The organism is Amycolatopsis sp. NPDC004378 (genome assembly GCF_053602455.1).
The window spans coordinates 54,744-73,409 of the sequence record NZ_JBSGDR010000002.1; the positions used below are offsets into that span (position 1 = coordinate 54,744).

Annotated in this window: 22 protein-coding genes; 10 read left to right on the plus strand and 12 right to left on the minus strand. The window is 70.1% G+C overall.

Annotation, left to right across the window (positions count from 1 at the left end):
• Positions 1-140 precede the first annotated feature (140 nt).
• The 4 genes from ACWEN0_RS07795 (at position 141) to ACWEN0_RS07810 (ending at position 3,447) form a co-directional block, all read left to right on the plus strand.
• On the plus strand, positions 141-1,244 hold the full coding sequence (locus ACWEN0_RS07795; protein ID WP_451971938.1) for a globin domain-containing protein: 1,104 nt from the start codon (positions 141-143) through the stop codon (positions 1,242-1,244).
• Positions 1,245-1,297: 53 nt separating this feature from the next.
• Positions 1,298-2,014 carry a dienelactone hydrolase family protein gene (locus ACWEN0_RS07800; RefSeq protein WP_451970015.1) on the plus strand — a complete coding sequence of 239 codons (717 nt, stop codon included), beginning with the start codon at positions 1,298-1,300 and terminating at the stop codon, positions 2,012-2,014.
• Positions 2,015-2,158: 144 nt separating this feature from the next.
• The gene (locus ACWEN0_RS07805) at positions 2,159-2,917 is read left to right on the plus strand and encodes a lytic polysaccharide monooxygenase (RefSeq protein WP_451970017.1); all 759 of its coding nucleotides are present in this window, start codon (positions 2,159-2,161) and stop codon (positions 2,915-2,917) included.
• Entirely contained in the window at positions 2,902-3,447 is a 546-nt protein-coding gene (locus ACWEN0_RS07810; RefSeq protein ID WP_451970019.1) for a DUF305 domain-containing protein, read from the plus strand. Before ACWEN0_RS07805 ends, ACWEN0_RS07810 begins: the two co-directional genes overlap by 16 nt.
• A 76-nt stretch (positions 3,448-3,523) precedes the next feature.
• On the opposite strand, the gene ACWEN0_RS07815 is transcribed toward ACWEN0_RS07810, so the two are convergent.
• On the minus strand, positions 3,524-3,652 hold the full coding sequence (locus ACWEN0_RS07815) for a hypothetical protein (protein WP_451970021.1): 129 nt from the start codon (positions 3,650-3,652) through the stop codon (positions 3,524-3,526).
• A gap of 3 nt (positions 3,653-3,655) precedes the next feature.
• On the opposite strand from ACWEN0_RS07815, the gene ACWEN0_RS07820 reads away from it, so the two are divergent.
• Positions 3,656-5,206, plus strand: a complete 1,551-nt coding sequence (locus tag ACWEN0_RS07820) for an ABC-F family ATP-binding cassette domain-containing protein (RefSeq protein WP_451970023.1) — start codon at positions 3,656-3,658, stop codon at positions 5,204-5,206.
• A gap of 52 nt (positions 5,207-5,258) precedes the next feature.
• Here the strand turns inward: ACWEN0_RS07820 and ACWEN0_RS07825 are convergent, their stop codons facing one another.
• The 6 genes from ACWEN0_RS07825 to ACWEN0_RS07850 all read right to left on the minus strand — a co-directional run bounded on the left by ACWEN0_RS07825 (position 5,259) and on the right by ACWEN0_RS07850 (position 10,771).
• On the minus strand, positions 5,259-5,684 hold the full coding sequence (locus ACWEN0_RS07825; protein WP_364510460.1) for a heat shock protein transcriptional repressor HspR: 426 nt from the start codon (positions 5,682-5,684) through the stop codon (positions 5,259-5,261).
• Positions 5,685-5,689: 5 nt separating this feature from the next.
• Positions 5,690-6,862, minus strand: coding sequence for a molecular chaperone DnaJ (gene dnaJ, locus ACWEN0_RS07830; protein WP_451970025.1), 1,173 nt, complete (start codon positions 6,860-6,862; stop codon positions 5,690-5,692).
• 30 nt (positions 6,863-6,892) lie between these two features.
• Entirely contained in the window at positions 6,893-7,600 is a 708-nt protein-coding gene (grpE, locus tag ACWEN0_RS07835; RefSeq protein WP_451970026.1) for a nucleotide exchange factor GrpE, read from the minus strand.
• Positions 7,597-9,462 carry a molecular chaperone DnaK gene (gene dnaK, locus ACWEN0_RS07840; RefSeq protein WP_451970027.1) on the minus strand — a complete coding sequence of 622 codons (1,866 nt, stop codon included), beginning with the start codon at positions 9,460-9,462 and terminating at the stop codon, positions 7,597-7,599. Before dnaK ends, grpE begins: the two co-directional genes overlap by 4 nt.
• Positions 9,463-9,736: 274 nt before the next feature.
• A complete protein-coding gene (locus tag ACWEN0_RS07845) occupies positions 9,737-9,970 on the minus strand; it encodes a hypothetical protein (protein ID WP_451970028.1) in 234 nt (77 codons plus the stop codon).
• A 30-nt stretch (positions 9,971-10,000) separates the two neighbouring features.
• A complete protein-coding gene (locus tag ACWEN0_RS07850) occupies positions 10,001-10,771 on the minus strand; it encodes a DUF4097 family beta strand repeat-containing protein (protein ID WP_451970030.1) in 771 nt (256 codons plus the stop codon).
• 175 nt (positions 10,772-10,946) lie between these two features.
• On the opposite strand from ACWEN0_RS07850, the gene ACWEN0_RS07855 reads away from it, so the two are divergent.
• Positions 10,947-11,480, plus strand: a complete 534-nt coding sequence (locus ACWEN0_RS07855; RefSeq protein WP_451970032.1) for a YbhB/YbcL family Raf kinase inhibitor-like protein — start codon at positions 10,947-10,949, stop codon at positions 11,478-11,480.
• A gap of 1 nt (position 11,481) precedes the next feature.
• Positions 11,482-11,919, plus strand: a complete 438-nt coding sequence (locus ACWEN0_RS07860) for a GNAT family N-acetyltransferase (protein WP_451970034.1) — start codon at positions 11,482-11,484, stop codon at positions 11,917-11,919.
• Positions 11,920-11,929: 10 nt separating this feature from the next.
• Here the strand turns inward: ACWEN0_RS07860 and ACWEN0_RS07865 are convergent, their stop codons facing one another.
• The 4 genes from ACWEN0_RS07865 to ACWEN0_RS07880 are packed head-to-tail and all read right to left on the minus strand — an operon-like array spanning position 11,930 to position 13,752.
• Positions 11,930-12,364 carry a GNAT family N-acetyltransferase gene (locus ACWEN0_RS07865; protein WP_451970036.1) on the minus strand — a complete coding sequence of 145 codons (435 nt, stop codon included), beginning with the start codon at positions 12,362-12,364 and terminating at the stop codon, positions 11,930-11,932.
• A gap of 28 nt (positions 12,365-12,392) precedes the next feature.
• Positions 12,393-12,839 (minus strand): cyanase, encoded by a 447-nt coding sequence (gene cynS, locus ACWEN0_RS07870; RefSeq protein WP_451970038.1) that lies wholly within the window; start codon positions 12,837-12,839, stop codon positions 12,393-12,395.
• Between the two features lie 26 nt (positions 12,840-12,865).
• Positions 12,866-13,426 (minus strand): TetR/AcrR family transcriptional regulator, encoded by a 561-nt coding sequence (locus ACWEN0_RS07875; protein ID WP_451970040.1) that lies wholly within the window; start codon positions 13,424-13,426, stop codon positions 12,866-12,868.
• A complete protein-coding gene (locus tag ACWEN0_RS07880) occupies positions 13,423-13,752 on the minus strand; it encodes a DMT family transporter (protein WP_451970042.1) in 330 nt (109 codons plus the stop codon). The genes ACWEN0_RS07875 and ACWEN0_RS07880 overlap by 4 nt, the downstream gene beginning before the upstream one ends.
• 154 nt (positions 13,753-13,906) lie before the next feature.
• Between ACWEN0_RS07880 and ACWEN0_RS07885 the strand changes: the two genes are divergently transcribed.
• The 3 genes from ACWEN0_RS07885 (at position 13,907) to ACWEN0_RS07895 (ending at position 17,951) form a co-directional block, all read left to right on the plus strand.
• A complete protein-coding gene (locus tag ACWEN0_RS07885) occupies positions 13,907-16,123 on the plus strand; it encodes a (Fe-S)-binding protein (protein WP_451970044.1) in 2,217 nt (738 codons plus the stop codon).
• Positions 16,124-16,443: 320 nt separating this feature from the next.
• Positions 16,444-16,917 carry a DUF742 domain-containing protein gene (locus ACWEN0_RS07890; RefSeq protein WP_451970046.1) on the plus strand — a complete coding sequence of 158 codons (474 nt, stop codon included), beginning with the start codon at positions 16,444-16,446 and terminating at the stop codon, positions 16,915-16,917.
• A gap of 17 nt (positions 16,918-16,934) precedes the next feature.
• On the plus strand, positions 16,935-17,951 hold the full coding sequence (locus tag ACWEN0_RS07895; RefSeq protein ID WP_451970048.1) for a cation diffusion facilitator family transporter: 1,017 nt from the start codon (positions 16,935-16,937) through the stop codon (positions 17,949-17,951).
• A gap of 10 nt (positions 17,952-17,961) precedes the next feature.
• Here ACWEN0_RS07895 and ACWEN0_RS07900 read toward each other — a convergent pair whose 3' ends face one another.
• Positions 17,962-18,651, minus strand: a complete 690-nt coding sequence (locus ACWEN0_RS07900; protein ID WP_451970051.1) for a CAP domain-containing protein — start codon at positions 18,649-18,651, stop codon at positions 17,962-17,964.
• Positions 18,652-18,666 lie beyond the last annotated feature (15 nt).

The following is an 18,666-nucleotide window of genomic DNA, read 5'->3' on the forward strand; positions in this document are numbered from 1 at the left end:
GCACCGCCACAGCGACGCCGCGACCACGGCGCGAAATGCCTTTGCACGACTGGAGAAAACCGTTCCCGATGAGTGCCGATTCCCTGAAGATCTCCGCGCCCGTGGCGACCGTTCCCGTTTCCGCCGTGGAAGGTCGCGAACTGGCCCGGCTGATCCGTGAAAGCTTTGCCCTGATCGAACCGAAAGCCGACGAACTCGCGCAGTACTTCTACGGCGCGTTGTTCGTGGTGGCCCCGGATTGCCGCGACCTGTTCCCGGTGACCATGGCGACCCAGCGCAGCCGGCTGCTGCGCGCGCTCGTGTACGTGGTGCAGATGGTCGACCGGCCCGACGAGCTGGTGACGTTCCTCGGGCAGCTCGGGCGCGACCACCGGAAGTTCGCCGTCGTGTCCCGGCACTACGACGCCGTCGGGGTCGCGCTGCTGGCCGCGCTGAAACGGTTCCTCAAGGACAAGTGGACCCACGAAGTCGAATCGGCCTGGACGACCGCGTACGGGCTCATCTCGAAGACCATGCGGGAGGCCGCCCAGGCGGAGACCGGGCCGGCGTCGTGGGCGGCGACCGTGCTCGAGCACCGCAAGCTCGCGCGCGACGTCGCCCTGGTCAAGGTGCGCACCGAGGGCCTGCTGCCGTACCGCGCGGGCGGGTACGTCAGCGTGGAGGTGCCGCAGCGCCCGCGGTTCTGGCGCTACTTCTCGCCGTCGAACGCGCCCCGCGGCGACGGCCAGCTCACCTTCCACGTGCACGCGGTGCCCGGCGGCTGGGTCAGCGGCAGCATCGTCAACCACACGAAACCGGGCGACGTCTGGCGCCTCGGGCCGTCGATGGGCGTGCTGAACGTGCGGCCGACCACCACCAAGCGGAAGCTGCTGATGATCGGCGGCGGCACCGGCGTCACGCCGTTGCTGGCCATCCTCGACGACCTCGCGCGCTGGAAGCGCAACCCGCCGGTGCACCTGTTCTTCGGCGGCCGAAGACCCGACGACCTCTACGCACTGGACGACCTGCGCCGGTTCGCCGCGACGGCCAAGTGGCTGACGGTCACCCCGGTGACCGAAGAGGGCGCGCTGGCCGGGGGCGACCGCGGCACGCTCGCCCACGCCGTGACGCAGCGGGGCACGTGGAAGGACCACGACGTGCTCGTCTCCGGTTCGCCGCCGATGATCCAGGCGACCATCGCGAAGCTCCTGGCCCGCGGCATCGACCTCGAACGCATCTCCTACGACCCGTTCACCATGGACTGAGGAACTCTCAGCGGGCCGGGCGGCCCGGCCGGAATCTCGCTATCTTCGCCGATATGGAGATGACTATTCCGGTTTCGGACGGCACGATCGGCGGCTACCTGGCGGAGCCCGCCGGCGAGGGCCCGCACCCGGGCGTGGTGCTCATCCACGACGCGTTCGGGCTGAGCCAGGACACGAAGAACATCACGGACCGCTTCGCCGCCGAGGGTTACCTCGCCCTCAGCCCCGACATGTACTCGCGTGGCGGCTTCCGGCGCTGCGTGCGTCGCGTGTTCTCGGACATGTTCGCGAACCAGGGCCGGACGTTCGACGACATCGAGGCGGCCCGCTCGCTGCTGGCCGCGCGCGAAGACTGTTCCGGCCGGATCGGCATCGCGGGCTTCTGCATGGGCGGCGGCTTCGCGCTCATCGCGGCGTCCCGCGGGTTCGAGGCGTCCGCACCCTACTACGGGCAGCTGCCGAAGAACCTCTCGGTGCTCGACGACGCCTGCCCGATCGTCGCCAGCTTCGGCAAGAAGGACTTCTCGCTGCGCGGTGCCGCGGCCAAGCTCGAGACGGCGCTCACCGAGCGTGAGATCCCGCACGACGTCAAGGAGTACGACGGGGCCAGCCACGGGTTCGCGAACAAGGTCGAGGTCGCGCCGCCGCTGAACCTCCTGCTCAAGGTCGTCGGCTTCACCTACCACCACGAAGCGTCCGAAGACGCGTGGCACCGGGTGACGACGTTCTTCGGTGAACACCTGCGGCAACCGGCCCCACCTTCGCACTGAGCCGAGCGGGCGAGCGGTTTCGCCGAATGGTCGTAGTTCGTTGACCGTTGTGCCCGATTCACCTTATGGTCTAGACCACATCTTCCCCGGATGTGCTCGTTCGTCCTCCCCTGGAACACCGCTGTTCCCCCTCGAGGAGCCGAAATGACCTGGAAACGCAAGCTCTTCGCGGCCACAGCCGGCGCTCTGCTCGCCCCGGTGCTGGTCGTCGTCCTCCCCGCCACGACCGCGAGTGCCCACGGGTACGTCTCGGACCCGCCCAGCCGGCAGGCCAACTGCGCGGCCGGGAAGGTCCCGAACTGCGGCCAGATCGTCTACGAACCCCAGAGCGTCGAAGGTCCCAAGGGCCTGCGCAGCTGCAACGCCGGGCTGGCGCAGTTCGCCGAGCTGGCCGACGAATCGAAGCCCTGGCCGGCCAAGTCGGTCGGCACGTCGGTGACGTTCAACTGGGTCTTCACCGCCCGGCACGCCACCAAGAGCTACGAGTACTACGTCGGCAACACGCTCGTGGCGTCGTTCAACGGCAACGGCCAGCAGCCACCGGCGACGGTCCAGCACACGGTGAACCTTTCCGGCTACTCGGGCCGGGTGAAGGTGCTCGCGATCTGGAACATCTCCGACACGGCCAATGCGTTCTACAGCTGCATCGACCTCCAGATCGGCGGTGGCGGGACGACCCCGCCGCCGACGACCACCCCGCCCCCGACCACGACCCCGCCGCCCACCACGACCCCGCCCCCGACCACCACCCCGCCGCAGAGCGGAACGTGGGCGCCCGGCACGGCGTACCAGGTCGGCGACGTCGTCACCTACGGCGGCGCGAGCTACCGCTGCATCCAGCCGCACACCGCGATCGCGGGCTGGGAACCGCCGAACACCCCGGCGCTGTGGCAGCGTCTGTGAGGGTGCTGCTCGCCGTCGTCGCGCTGCTGCTGACGGGCTGCAGCGCGACGGCGGCTCCTCCCGCCTACAACGCGGCCGACGTGATGTTCCTGCAGATGCTGATCCCGCAGAACCAGCAGGGCATCGAGATCGTCCGGCTGGCCGCGAACCGGCAGTTGCCCGGCGAGCTGAAGGTGCTGGCCGCGGCGATCGAGTCGACCCAGCAGACCGAGATCGACGACATGAAGGGCTGGCTGCGCGCCTGGTCCCAGCCCGAGACGATGGACCTGAACCCGCAGGCCCACGCGGGCCACGGCGGCATGCAGATGACGACGCCCGACGTCGTCGGCGCCCTTCGGACGGCATCGGACCGCGAGTTCACCCGCAAGTTCCTGGACGTGCTCACCGGCCAGCAACAGGGCGCGGTCGAGCTGGCCAGGACGGAGAACGGCGCGAGCGGCGGCGTCAACGGCCCGGCGCGTGACCTGGCCCGGCGGGTCATCGAATCCCGGACCGCCGAAGTCCGGCAACTGCTCGACTTCAAGGCCTGACGCCGGGAGCGCGGCCGCCCGAAATCCGGTTGGCCGCCGCGCTCCCGGCGGCTAGCCTCGCGATCATGATGTACTCCTACGCGGTCTTCGCGAGGTTGCGCACCCGCCGCTGACGGCGGCGCACCTCTTCGTCCTTGCCCGCCGTCCCGGTCATCGCCGGGCGGCCCCTTTCGTGCTGCCCGGCTCCTTCCGAGCTGCGGAGCATCCCTTGAATTCCCTTGCGACAGACCATGTCCACCTGCGCGCGGAAAACGTCGGCGTCACCCTCGGCTCACGCCGCGTGCTGCACGACGTGAGCGTCACCGTCTCACCCCGGTCGCGGCTGGCGATCGTCGGCGAGAACGGGCGTGGCAAGACCACGCTGCTGCACGTCCTCGCCGGGCTGCGGGCGCCCGACCAGGGCACCGTCCACCGCGCGGGCACCGTCGGCGTCGCGCGGCAGGCGCTGCCGTTCCGGTCCGGCGAGACCGTCGGCACGCTGACCGCCGAAGCGCTGCGTGCCGCCCAAGACGCGTTGCGGGCCCTCGACGCGGCCGTTTCGGACTTCAGCGAAGACCACTACGCCGTCGCGCTCGAAGCGGCCACGCGCCTCGACGCGTGGGACGCCGGACGCCGCGTCGACATCGCCCTCGAAGCCCTCGGCGCGTGCACCGACCGGGCCCGCGAGCTGAGCACGCTCTCGGTCGGGCAGCGCTACCGCGTGCGCCTGGCCTGCCTGCTCGGCGCGCGGCACGACTTCCTGCTGCTCGACGAGCCCGGCAACCACCTCGACGCCGCCGGCCTGGCGTTCCTGACCGACCGCCTGCGCGGCCACGACGGCGGCGTCGCGCTGGTCAGCCACGACCGCGCGCTGCTCGCCGACGTCGCGACCGAGTTCCTCGACCTCGACCCCAGCCAGGACGGCCGCCCGCGCCGCTACGCCGGCGGCTACCAGGCCTGGCGGGACGGCCGCCGCCGCGACCGCGAACGCTGGGTGCAGGAGTACGAGGAGCAGCAGGACACGCACCGGCAGCTCACGCTCGCGGTGGCGCGGGCACGCGACCGGCTCAGCACCGGCTGGCGGCCGGACAAGGGCACCGGACGGCACCAGCGCCAGTCCCGCGCACCGGGCGTCGTCCAGGCGCTCAACCGGGACCGGGCGGCGCTGGAAGCGCACCGCGTGACCGTGCCCGAGCCGCCGTTGTCGTTGCGGTGGCCCGATCTCGGCTCCGGCGCGCAGGCACTGGTCCGCCTGCACGACGTCGGCGTCGCCGACCGTCTCGCGGGTCCGGTGACGCTGTCGCTCGACCGCGGCGACCGCCTGCTCGTCACGGGCGAGAACGGCGCGGGCAAGTCGACGCTGCTCTCCGCGCTCGCCGGCGAACTCCCGCCGACGACGGGGGCGGTCCGGCACCTGCCCGGCGCGAAAGTGGCCCTGATCGGCCAGGAAGTCCCGGCGTGGCCCGGGGAACTGACCGCCCGCCGGATCTTCGAGCAAGCCGGGGTGCCGTTCTCGGGCATGGGCCTGCTCGACGCGGAAGCCGTGCGCACGCCGGTCGGCCGGCTGTCCCAGGGCCAGCAGCGGCGGCTCGACCTGGCCCTGCGGCTGGCCGGGCGCCCGGACGTCCTGGTCTTCGACGAACCGACCAACCACCTGTCGGCGGTGCTCGTCGAGGAGCTGACCGAGGCCCTGCTCACCACCCCGGCCGCGGTCGTCGTCGCGACGCACGACCGCCGGCTGCTGGCCGACCTCGCGGCCTGGCCGCGGCTGGACCTCTGACGCACGAAGGCCTCCCCGAACTCGCCGGGGAGGCCTTCGCCGTGTCGGAACGTCAGCGGCGCTTGGGCCGCCAGACCACCATCGCGGTCTGCTGGTTGAGCGGGACCAGGTCCCGGCGGTAGGACGCGTGGGCCGCCGCCGCGGCCTGTTCTCCGGCCGCGTACGCCGCGGCCAGTTCTTCGGTGAGCTCGGCGAGCCGCGCCCGGAGCGCGTCGACCTGGTTCTCCAGCTCGATGATGCGCTTGATGCCGGCCAGGTTGACGCCGTCCTCCTGCGACAGGCGCTGAACCTCGCGCAGCAGCGCGATGTCCCGCATCGAGTAGCGCCGCCCGCCACCGGACGTGCGGCCCGGCGACACCAGGCCCTGCCGGTCGTAGGTGCGCAACGTCTGCGCGTGCATCCCGGCGAGCTGAGCCGCCACCGAGATGACGAACACCGGGGTCTCTTCGTCGCCTTCCTGCGGAATCCCGCCGAACATCCCGCTCACCTGCCTTCGAGCAGATCGGTGATCTCGGGCCGGGGGTCGTGCCCGGCCATCGCCTCGGCGTACGCCTCCAGTGCCTCGCGCGCCTTGTCGTCCAGTTTGGCGGGAATCGCCGCCTGGAGGGTGACGAGCAGGTCACCTTGCGAACCGTCGCGCTTGGCGATGCCCTTGCCGCGCACCCGCAGCACCCGCCCGCTCGCCGTGCCCGGTGGCACCTTGAGCGAGACCTTGCCCTCGAGCGTCGGCACCGTGATCGTCGTGCCGAGCGCCAGTTCGGTGAAGTCCACGGGCACGGTGATCGTCAGGTCGAGGCCCTTGCGCCCGAACAGCGCGTGCGGGGCCACGTGCACCCGGACGTACAGGTCGCCCGCCTGCGCGCCACCCCGGCCCGGCTCGCCCTGACCGGCCAGCCGGATGCGCTGGTCGTCGTCGACGCCCGGCGGGATCCGGACGGTCAGCGTGCGGGTCCGCGTGCTGACGCCTTCGCCGCCGCACTCGGGGCACGGGTCGTCGATGATCTGCCCGCGGCCGCGGCAGTCGCGGCACGGCTCGGAGAACGCGAACGCACCCTGGCTGCGGCTGACCAGCCCCGACCCGGAACAGGTCGGGCAGGTCCGCGGCGACGTGCCCGGCTTCGCGCCGTTGCCGCCGCACGTCGAACAGGTCGCCGGGCTCGACAGCCGCAGCGGCAGGGTCGCGCCCTTGACCGCTTCGACGAAGTCGATCCGGACGTCCGTCTCGACGTCGGCGCCGCGCTGCGGCCGGTTGGCCGTCGCGCCCGCCGTCGTCCGGCCGCGGCCGAACAGCCCGCCGAGGATGTCGCCGAGCCCGCCGAAACCGCCCTGCTGACCGCCGGCGCCGGCCTGGCCGAAGATGTCGCCCATGTCGAAGCTGCCGGTGCCGCCGCCACCGGGGAAGTTGAACCCGCCCCCGCCGCCGAACAGCCGCCGCGCCTCGTCGTACTCCTTGCGCTTGCTCGCGTCGGAGAGCACGCCGTAGGCCTCGGAGACCGCCTTGAACTTCTGCTCCGCCTGCGCGTTGCCGGCGTTCGCGTCCGGGTGGTTCTCCTTGGCCAGCTTGCGGTAGGCCTTCTTGATCTCGTCCGCTGTGGCGTCGGAGGAGACGCCCAGTTCACGGTAGAAGTCCTTGCCGATCCATTCCCGTGCGCTCATCGGGCGTCTCCTCCTTCCACTGGGTTTCCGTTACTGCTGCCGGTCATCGAGTCCGCCGTCGAGTGGCAGCTCGCCACCGACGGACGGGTCCACCGGGGCCGCGCCGGGCTCGTGGTCGGTCACGCCGACCAGCGCCGCCCGCAGCACGCGGTCCCCGAAGCGGTAGCCGCGGCGCATGACCACGGTGACCGTCGGTCCCGCCACGTCCGGCGAGGTGTTGTGCTGCACGGCCTCGTGCACGCTCGGGTCGAAGGCCTCGCCCTCGACGCCGAACGACTCGAGCCCCGCGCGCTGCAGGCCGCTGATCAGCTTTTCGCCGACGGCCTTGAACGCCCCGGTGAGGTCACCGTGCTGCTCGGCCCGCTCGAGGTCGTCGAGCAGCGGCAGCAGGTCGTTGACCACGGTCGCCTTCGCGCCGAGGACGACCGCCTCGCGGTCGCGCTCGACGCGCTTGCGGTAGTTGGCGTACTCGGCCTGCAGGCGCTGCAGGTCGGCGGTGCGCTCGGCCAGCTCCTTCTCGACGTCGGAGACGACCGTCACCGACTCGTCCACAATGGACTCGCCGAGCGAGGGGCCCGCGTGCTCCACGGGCGTGCCCTCCGGCTCCGGCGCGGCGTGGGCCGGACCGGGCGGGCGGACCTGCCCGGTCTGGGGGTCCACCCGCCGCCGATCGCGTACGACCACCGGCTCCTCGGGGCCGCGGCCCTGGTTCTCGGATTCGTCGTAGCTGTGGGTCACTTCTTCTCGTCCTCTTCGACGATCTCGGCGTCAACGACGTCATCGGCCTTGGCCTGGCCACCGGCCGCACCGGCGTCCCCGGCCGCACCCGCGGCACCCTCGGCGCCCGGCTGAGCGGCGTTCGCGTTGGCGTACAGGGCGGTGCCCAGTTCCTGCGAAGCGGCGTTCAGCTTCTCGATCGACTCGCGGATCTTCGCCGAGTCGGTGCCCTTCAGGGCCTCGTTCGACTCGTCGATCGCCGACTTGACCTTGCCCTTGAGGTCCTCGGGCAGCTTGTCGTCGTTGTCCTTGAGGAACTTCTCGGTCTGGTAGACCAGCGTCTCGGCCTGGTTGCGCGTCTCGGCCTCTTCGCGACGGGTCTTGTCCTCCTCGGCGTGCGCCTCGGCGTCCTTGACCATCCGCTCGATGTCGTCCTTCGGCAGCGCGGAGCCACCGGTGATCGTCATCGACTGCTCCTTGTTCGTGCCCAGGTCCTTCGCGGTCACGTGCACGATGCCGTTGGCGTCGATGTCGAAGGTGACCTCGATCTGCGGCACGCCACGCGGGGCGGGCGGGAGACCGGTCAGCTCGAACATGCCGAGCTTCTTGTTGTGCGCGGCGATCTCGCGCTCACCCTGGAACACCTGGATCTGCACCGACGGCTGGTTGTCGTCCGCGGTGGAGAAGATCTCCGAGCGCTTGGTCGGGATCGTGGTGTTGCGCTCGATGAGCTTGGTGAACACGCCACCCTTGGTCTCGATGCCGAGCGACAGCGGCGTGACGTCCAGCAGCAGGACGTCCTTGACCTCGCCCTTCAGCACACCGGCCTGCAGCGCCGCGCCGACCGCGACGACCTCGTCCGGGTTCACGCCCTTGTTCGGCTCGCGGCCGCCGGTCAGCTCCTTGACCAGCTCGGCGACGGCCGGCATGCGGGTGGACCCACCGACGAGCACGACGTGGTCGATGTCGCCGACGGAGATGCCCGCGTCCCGGATGACGTTGTTGAACGGCGCCTTGGTCCGGTCGAGCAGGTCCGAGGTGATCTTCTGGAACTCGGCGCGCGAGAGCTGCTCGTCGAGGAACAGCGGGTTCTTGTCCGCGTCGACGGTGATGTAGGGCAGGTTGATGCCGGCCGAGTTCGAGCTGGACAGCTCGATCTTCGCCTTCTCCGCCGCCTCGCGGATGCGCTGCAGCGCCATCTTGTCCTTGGTCAGGTCGATGCCGTTCGTGGCCTTGAACTTGTCGACCAGCCACTTGACGATGCGCTCGTCCCAGTCGTCACCACCGAGGTGGTTGTCACCGGAGGTCGCGCGGACCTCGACGACGCCCTCGCCGATTTCCAGCAGCGAGACGTCGAAGGTGCCACCACCGAGGTCGAAGACCAGGATGGTCTGCTCCTTCTCGCCCTTGTCCAGGCCGTACGCCAGCGCGGCGGCGGTCGGCTCGTTGACGATGCGGAGCACGTTCAGGCCGGCGATCTGCCCGGCCTCCTTGGTGGCCTGCCGCTGCGCGTCCTCGAAGTACGCCGGGACGGTGATCACCGCGTCGGTGATGGTTTCGCCCAGGTACGCCTCGGCGTCACGCTTGAGCTTCATCAGCACCCGGGCGCTGATCTCCTGCGACGTGTAGTTCTTGCCGTCGATCTCGGTCTTCCAGTCGGTGCCGATGTGCCGCTTCACGGACCGGATGGTCCGGTCGACGTTCGTCACGGCCTGGTTCTTGGCCGGCTGACCGGTCAGCACTTCACCGTTCTTGGCGAAGGCGACGATCGAGGGGGTGGTCCGGGAGCCTTCCGAGTTGGCGATGACCGTCGGCTCGCCGCCCTCAAGGACGGCTACGACCGAGTTGGTCGTGCCGAGGTCGATGCCGACCGCTCGCGCCATGGTGCTTTCCTCCTGTGTAAGCCTGCTGTGTACGTGACCTGCACGTTCGTCCCCGCCTTGAGCGGGCACGTGGCAAGTTTAGTCGGGTCCTCACGCACCTCGTCAAGCCGGACTTGAGTCGACTGCGCTCAACCTTCGTACCCAGCCTAACGAGCCGTTCCCGGTTCTTGTTCCCGGGTTCCGCGGGATCGCCCGGCCTGAGTGGGTGTGATGCCGCTCACCAGACCCGCGCCGAGGCGGCTGCCCACCACGCCTGGCCGCGTCGCCGGCCGGTTCAGGAGCGGCGGCCGGTCCAGGAGGAGCGGAAGAAATCGGGGTTTCCTTGCTGCACAACGACTTCCGCCGGAGTGCCGGCCCCGGAAGTCACTCGATAGTGGGAATCCGCGGCGACCGGCACCCCCAGCGCCGGTGCCGCGGCCTGCTCCCCGCGGGTGAAGCCCACGACGCCGAACATCGCGACGGCCCCCAGCAGCGCGGCCGCCAGCACGCGCCGTTCGATCTTGCCCATGGTGAAAACGCCCCCGTTATAAGGAAAAGGTCAGGCCGCGCGGACCGTGACGCTGCCGCTGTCGGTGGTGAGGTCGAGCGTGTTCGGCGCGGAGCCGTCGGTCGGGACGTCGACGCTGCGGTGCCCGCTGTCGCTGTCGCCGACGACGCGGTACGGCCCGCCCGGCACCCGCACGTCGATGCTGCCGCTGTCGGCCTTGATCGTCACGTTGTTCGCCTGTACCAGCGAAAAGTCGACCCCGCCGCTCGACGACGTCACGTCGACCGGACCGCGGACGCCGGTGCCCCGGATGCCGCCGGAATCGCTGTGCAGCTGGACCTCGCCGACGTTCCGCAGGTCGGTCCCGCCGCTGTCCATCCGCAGTTTCACCAGGCCGGGCACGTCCTCGACCCGGGCGTGCCCCGAGTCGGCCTGGACGTCCACGCTCGCCACCCCGGCGATGTCGAGCCCCCCGGAGTCGACCCGGCCGGTGACGGGCACGCCCGCGGGGACGACGACTTCGAAGTCGACCGAGCAGTTGGTCCCGCAGTCGGTGAGCACGAGCTGGTCGCCGTCGACGCGGTAGAAGGTGTCACCCGGTTTGCTGCGCCAGTGGTAGTCGACTTTTTGGTGCACCGTCGACGGTCCGGTGCCGGTGCGGATCTTCACCGACCCCGCGTCGCCTTCCAGCTTCACGCTGCGGATCGTTTCCGAAAGGGTCTGGGTGTTCTCGAAGTCCGAGCCCCAGCCCCAGCCGAACGCGGTCGCCAGGCCGACGCCGATCAGGACGATGCCACCAAGAGCCAGGAGCGGGCGTGCCATGGTCGTTGGTCCCCTCAGTGTTGTTCCCTCTGCGTGAGAAAACGTTAGGACCGGGGGAAGGGCGGGCACATGGGGGTAACCCCCCGAAAGACCCTGAGATCCGTCCCTGACACGCGGGGGCGGGGCCGGGGGCCTAACCTGGCGCCAGACTCCAGTTCCGTGATCAGGAGGATCCATGCCGCAAGCACCCGGCCCGTACGAATCCCTGCCCGACGTGCCGTCCTTCACCCTGCGCAGCACCGACGTGGCCGACGGCGAAACCCTGGCCACGCCCCACCTCTCCGGCATCTTCGGCGCCGGTGGCGAGGACCGTTCGCCGCACCTGTCCTGGGAAGGCTTCCCCGCGGAGACGAAGAGCTTCGCGATCACCTGCTACGACCCGGACGCCCCCACCGGCAGCGGGTTCTGGCACTGGGCCGTGTTCAACGTCCCGCCCTCGGTGACGGAGCTGGCCTCGGGCGCGGGCGACGGCTCGGGCCTGCCGGAAGGCGCGGTCGCGCTCAAGGGCGACGGCGGCGTCAAGCAGTTCCTCGGCGCGGCGCCGCCGCCCGGGCACGGCCCGCACCGCTACTACTTCGCGGTGCACGCGCTGGACGTCGACAAGCTGGACGTGCCGGAGGACGCGACTCCCGCCTTCCTGGGCTTCAACATGTTCGGGCACACCCTGGCCCGCGCGGTGCTCACCGCGGTCTACGAGAACAAGGGCTGACGTGGGAAGGCCACTCCCGCCGGTCCGGGTCGTCTCCCCGGACGACTGGCGGGAGTGGCGCGACCTCCGGCTCCAAGCCCTTCGCGACGCTCCGCACGCGTTCAGTGCCACGCTCGACGACTGGCTGGGCGCGCCCGAGGAACGCTGGCGGGAGCGGCTCCGCGGCTCCCACAACGTGATCGCCGACTTCGCCGGTGGACCGGTGGGAATGGCCACCGGCTTCCCGGACGAAGGCACCGTCGAACTCGGCACGATGTGGGTCGCGCCGCCCGCGCGCGGGCGCGGAGTCGGCGAGGCGCTGGTCCGCGCGATCGTCGACTGGGCGGCCCCGCGTAAGGTGACGCTGCGGGTCGCCGACGGCAACACCGCCGCTCTCGCCCTCTACCGGCGGCTCGGGTTCACGGGCGACGGCCGGCTGGAACACCGGGCAGAGTCTTGAGAAGCCGGCGTCAGCGCAACGACTCGGTGTTCACGCCTTCGCGTTCCAGGTAGCGGCCCTTGGTGTGCTCGCCGAAGCCGAACTGGCGGTACAGGCCGTGCGCGTCGGCGGTGTGCAGCATCCAGCGGAAGCCGGCGCCCGGACCGTTGTCGATCATCTCCCGCACGAGCTCCTTGCCGAGGCCACTTCCGCGCGCGGAGCCGACGACGAACACGTCGGCGAGGTAGGCCGAGCTGACGCCGTCCGAAAACGCCCGTGCGAAGCCGACCTGTTCGGTGCCGCGGTAGGCGCCGACGACTCGCCACGAACCCGCGACAGCCGCTTCGACCTGCTCGCGCGTGCGCCAGCGGCCCCAGTAGGCCTCGGTGGAGAGGAACTTCCACACCACGTCGAGGTCCAGCCGGGCCCGGTCGTCGTCGAGTTCGTGGTCACCGAAGATCCGCATACCCCGGAAGTTAACCCAGGCGGCCGGATCAGCCCCACTGATATTTCAGGAACTTCCCGTCCATGGTGACGACCACGCGCTCGCCGCCCGGGTCTTCGCGCCGCGAGACGTCGAGCTTGAAGTTGATCGCGCTCATGATCCCGTCGCCGAACTGCTCGTGGATGAGCTCCTTGATCGTCGGCCCGTAGACCTGCAGGACCTCGTAGAAGCGGTAGATCGTCGGGTCGGTCGGCACCACGTCGTCCAGAGCGCCGCGCGTGGGTTGCAGCCGCAAGGCAGCTTCGGCCTCGGAGTCCAGCTCCAGGACCTGGGCGGCTTTCGCGGCCAGCTCGGCGGGCACCGGGTGCTGGCCCAGCAGCGCGGACGTCGTCCACGCGAGCGGCGCGTCGAGGGTTTCGGCGAGCTGGGCCCAGCTGAGTCCGAGACGGACCTTCGCGGCGAGGACGGCTTCGGCGGCTTCCTGCTTCGTCGTCATGCGCCCGACGCTAGAGCCGGGGTGTTTCAGCGAGGTTTCAGCAGGTAGTCGACGACCGGGCGCAGCTCGTCGGCGGACGGCGGCTCGTCGTCGATCAGGCCCTGGATCAGCAGCCCGTCGATGCCCGCGAGGAACACCCGGAACGCCACTTCGTCGTCGTGGCGGACCATCGACGTCAGGACGTCGAGCCAGCGCCGGGCGGCCGGGCGCAGCTCCGGCTTCCGCGCCGCCAGCAGGTACAGCTCGTACTCGGCCATCGTGCGGCCGCGCCGCGGGCCCAGTGCCTCGGCGAGCAGGCCCGCGACCTCCTCGGCGCCGCGGGAGCCCCGCGAGCGGGCCCGGTCGATCATCCAGTAGACCTCGGTCGCCATGTCGCGGGCGCATGAGATGAGCGTCGCGATCAGCAGGTCGTCCAGCGACGAGAAGTGGTACGTCGTGGACGTCGTCGGCACGCCGGCCTCGGTCGCGACCGTCCGGTGCGTGACGCCCGCGACGCCGTCGCGCTCGATGACCCGCAGCGTCGCCTCGATGATCTCCGCGCGCCGCTTCTCCCCGCGTGCCTTGCGGCCGTCCACCTGCAGTTTCACGTCGACGCGCTCCCGACTTCGATCAGCACGACGCCGCCGATGACCAGCGCCAGCCCGGCGATCATGGCCGCGTTGACCGGCTCCTTGAGGAACACGACGCCGACGATCGCGACCAGGGCGACGCCGGCCGCGGCCCAAATCGCGTACGCGACGCCGATCGGCAACCCCGTCTTCAGCACGTACGACAGCGCGACGAACGCGACGGCGTACCCGGCCACCACGACGATCGACGGCCCGAGCTTCGAGAAGCCCTCGGAGAGCTTCAGCGAGACCGTCGCGGACACCTCGGCGGCGATCGCCAGCGCGAGGAGAAGGTACGCACCCATAGGGGTGAAAACTACCTGAACGATCGTCCCGAAACAAAGAGCGACGTACACCACATCGGTGGGACTTAGCCCCACTCAACGGGTTACTCATCAGTAAGAAGCATTAGTCTGCCCGAACCACCACAGCTCGATCCGGACGAAAGGCACCCGAACGATGGGCGCTCTGCAACTGACGCTCGGCGGGATCTCGGTCCTGCTCGGCGTCGTCGCCTGGGGAATGTTCGCCGCGACGATCGCGCGCTTCGTGCGCGTCATCCGTCTCGGGCAGCCCGACTCGACGCGCAACGGCCCCTTCATGCCCCGCATGAAGACGTTGGTCAAGGAGTTCGCCGCGCACACGCGGATGAACCGCAAGCGCAGCGTCGGCCCGGCCCACTGGCTCGTCATGTGGGGCTTCCTGCTCGGCTCGCTCGCCCTGTTCGAGGCCTACGGCGAGGTCTTCGTCCCGACCTGGGGCTGGCCGGTCCTCGACGACTTCCCGCCGTTCCAGCTGCTCATGGAGCTGCTCGGGGTGGGCACGATCGTCGGCATCCTGGTGCTGATGGCGATCCGCCAGCGCAACCACCCGCGCCGCGCCGACCGCCAGAGCCGCTTCCAGGGCTCCAACTTCAAGTGGGCGTACTTCATCGAGGCCGTCGTGCTCATCGAGGGCATCGGCATCCTCGGCGTCCGCGCCGCGAAGGCCGCGCTGGGCGCGCACGAGACGCCGACCTGGGCCGCCTTCGTCTCGAACCCGGTCGGCGAGCTGCTGCCGGCCAGCCCGAACCTGGTCACGGTGTTCGCGTTCGTCAAGCTGATGAGCGCTACCGTCTGGCTGATCGTCGTCGCGCGCACGATGACCATGGGCATCGCCTGGCACCGCTTCAGCGCGTTCTTCAACATCTACTTCAAGCGCGAGGCCGACGGCGGCGTCGCCCTCGGCGCGCTCAAGCCGATGATGAGCGGCGGCAAGGTCCTCGACCTCGAGGAAGCCGACCCGGACGAGGACACCTTCGGCGTCGGCAAGGTCGAGGACTTCAGCTGGAAGGGCTGGCTGGACTTCTCGACGTGCACCGAGTGCGGCCGCTGCCAGGAGCAGTGCCCCGCGTGGAATACCGGCAAGCCGCTGTCGCCGAAGCTGGTCATCACGCAGCTGCGTGACCACGCCTACGCGAAGGCGCCGTACCTGCTGGCCGGCGGCAAGCGGGACATGGCGGGCGACGAGGTCGGCCTGTCCGGCGACAACATGTACGCCGGGATCGACGTCCTCGCGATCGCCGAGTCCCAGAAGGCCTTGATCGGGGACGACGGCGGCGTCATCGACCCCGACGTCCTGTGGTCCTGCACCAGCTGCGGCGCCTGCGTCGAGCAGTGCCCGGTGGACATCGAGCACGTCGACCACATCGTCGACATGCGCCGCTACCAGGTGATGATCGAGTCGAACTTCCCGAGCGAGCTGAACGGGATGTTCAAGAACCTGGAGAACAAGGGCAACCCGTGGGGCCAGAACGCCAAGGACCGGCTGGCCTGGACCGAGGACCTCGACTTCGAGGTGCCGGTGTTCGACGGCGACCTCGGCGACGCCGAGTACCTCTTCTGGGTCGGCTGCGCCGGCGCGTTCGAGGACCGCGCGAAGAAGACGACGCGCGCCGTCGCGGAGCTGCTGCACATGGCCGACGTCAAGTACACGGTGCTCGGCTCGGAGGAGTCCTGCACCGGTGACCCGGCTCGCCGCGCCGGCAACGAGTTCCTCTTCCAGATGCTGGCGCAGCAGAACGTCGAGGTCCTGAACTCGGTGTTCGAGGGCCGTGAGCGCAAGGCCCGCAAGGTCGTCGTGACCTGCGCGCACTGCTTCAACACCCTCGCCAACGAGTACCCGGAGCTGGGCGGCCAGTTCGACGTCGTGCACCACACGCAGCTGCTGAACCGCCTGGTCCGCGAGAAGCAGCTGGTGCCGGTGGCGCCGGTCGCCGAGGACGTCACCTACCACGACCCGTGCTACCTCGGCCGCCACAACAAGGTGTACGAGGCGCCGCGCGAGCTGGTCGGCGCGACCGGGGCGCAGCTGCGTGAGATGCCGCGGCACGGCGACAAGTCGATGTGCTGCGGCGCGGGCGGCGCTCGCATGTGGATGGAAGAGAAGATCGGCAAGCGGATCAACGTCGAACGCGTCGACGAGGCGCTCGGCACCGCGCCGTCGAAGATCGCGACGGGCTGCCCGTTCTGCAAGGTGATGCTGAACGACGGCCTCACCGCGCGGCAGGCCGACGGCAGCGCGAGCGAGAAGGTCGAGATCGTCGACGTCGCGCAGATGCTGCTCGAAGCGGTCAAGCGGAAGCCGGAGCCGAAGCCCGTCGCCCTCGGCGCGCCGTCGCTCTCGGAAGAAGACTGACGCGATTCGCAGAAAACGCACGGCCCCGGTCAGGACTTCCTGGCCGGGGCCGTTTTCGATTGCGGGAAAGACCGCTCCGGCGAATTCGTAACGGCTGAACTACCCGTTGTCACAGCGGCCGAAGGCGTCCACTAGCTGGGATTTCCGTGATGGCAATCGATTACCCGAAGATCGTTCATGATAATCACTGAAATGGCCCATCGTGCCAATGACAAACGACGACCTGAAGACTGGACATCCGGCGTATCCTGACGTTTCCTCGCCGCCACCGCTGCCTGCGAGGACCCACTCGACGATCACGGAATCAGGGGGCAGCGAGGATGGGCGACGACCTGCGGACCACGGGCACCGGGCGCGGGGAAGATCGTCATTCCGCCACCGGCAGGCACGCCCTCCGCGAGGATCCGCCCGTCGAGGAGAGCCGGATCACCGAGCCGCTCGGCCACGTTCCCGCCCAGCGCACCCTCGTCCGCCCGTACGTCCTGACGCGCGGCCGCACGCAGTCGCGGCGGCACCTGGCGATCGAAGCGCTCGTCTCGACCCGGGCCGGCGCCCACTGGAACGGCGCCCGGATCGCCGGCGAGTTCCGCTCGGTCCGGACGCTCTGCCGCCACCCGCGCTCGGTCGCCGAGGTCGCGGCCACGCTCAGCGTGCCGCTCGGCGTCGTCCGCGTGCTGCTCGACGACATGGCCGAGCAGGGCCTGGTCACCATCCACGACACCCGGGTGAACACGGAAGGCCGGCCGGCGGTGGCGCTCATGGAGCGCGTGCTGCACGGCCTGCGCCGCCTCTGACCATTACGCTCACCAGGGTGACCGAGGACAACGGGAACGCGGGGGGCGAAAGCACCCTCACCGTTCTGCTCGCCGGGGGCGTCAACCTGGCCATCGCCGTGATGAAGCTGATCGCGGGGATCATCACCGGGTCCGGCGCGATGCTGTCCGAAGCGGCGCACTCGGTGGCCGACACGTTCACCGAAGTCCTGCTGCTGACGGCCTTGAAGCGTTCGTCGCGCCCCGCCGACCGGATGCACCCCTTCGGCTACGGCAAGGAGCGCTACTTCTGGTCACTGCTCGCCGCCGTGTCGATCTTCGCTTCGGGCTCGATGTTCGCCCTCTACGAAGGCGTTTCGACGGTGCTCGGCCACGGCGAGGCCCAGAGCACGTCGATCCTCAGCTACATCGTCCTGGCGGTCGCGTTCTGCCTCGAGGGCACGTCGTGGCTGCAGTCGATCCGCCAGGTCCGCCGCGAGTCGAAAGACGAGAACCGGACGTTCTGGACGTACCTCCGGCTGATCGACGACCCGGCGCCGAAGACCGTGCTGTTCGAGGATTCGGCGGCGCTGATCGGTCTGCTGCTCGCGTTCTTCGGCATCCTGCTGCACCAGCTCACCGGCTCGGAGATCTGGGACGGCGCCGCGTCGATCGCCATCGGCCTGCTGCTCGCCTGCGTCGCCTACCTGCTCGGGCGGACGAACCGGGGCCTGCTCATCGGGCGCCAGGCCGACCCGCAGATCGTCCGCGGCATCCGCGACCACCTCTCGGCGGCGCCGGAGATCGAGGCCGTCGTCGACCTGCAGACGATGCTGATGGGCACCGACCAGGTGCTGGTCTGCACCCGCGTCGACTTCGACGACTCGCTCGGCGCCGCGGACCTCGAACGCGCCTGCGTCCGGCTGGCGGCCGAGCTCACCGAGCAGTTCCACGACGTCACCGAGGTGTTCATCGAGCCCGTGCCACGCACCGATCCCGAGCTGCGGGCGCGGGTCCTGGAGCGCTACGGCGACATCGCCGAGCGGTGGAACCGGCAGGTGCCGGGCCCCCAATAGGGCTTCAGCCTCAGTAGCCGAAGTCCTGGACCCAGTACCAGCCCTTCGTCGTGACGCCGACGCCGATCTTGGTCAGGGAGCAGTTCAGGATGTTCGCGCGGTGGCCTTCGGAGTTCATCCACGCGTCCATGACCTGCGCCGCGGACGTCTGGCCCTTCGCGATGTTCTCGGCGCCCGGCTTCGAGTAGCCGGCGTTCTTGATGCGCTGGTCGAACGTCGTCCCGTCGAGACTGGTGTGGGAGAAGAAGTTCTGGGCGGACATGTCGTCGCTGTAGTCCTGGGCGGCCGTGGTCAGGTGCGGCTCTTCGGACAGCGGCGCGCAACCAGCCTTCGCGCGCTCGTCGTTGACGAGGTCGATGACCTGCGCGGCGGTCGAGGGCGCGACGCGGGCCGCGGGCTTGGTGCTCGGCGGCGGCGCGGCTTCGGACGTCGTCGGCTGCGGGCTTTCGCTGGTCGTGCTCGGCGCCGGAGCCGCGCTGGACGTCGCCGGGGCCGGGGCGCCGGTCGTGGGCGGCGTCGTGGTGCGGACCTGACCGCCGGCCAGGTCGGTGCCGCTGCCGCCACCCGACCCCGCCGGCCCATGGGGAAGCACCAACGCCGCGGCGCCCAGCTCGGCGGTGTTTCCTTCCGCCGAAGCCATCCAGGTGCCGGCCGCGGCGGAAAAAACGCCGATCAGCACACTGAGTGACACCATCACCACGCGAGCACGTTCACC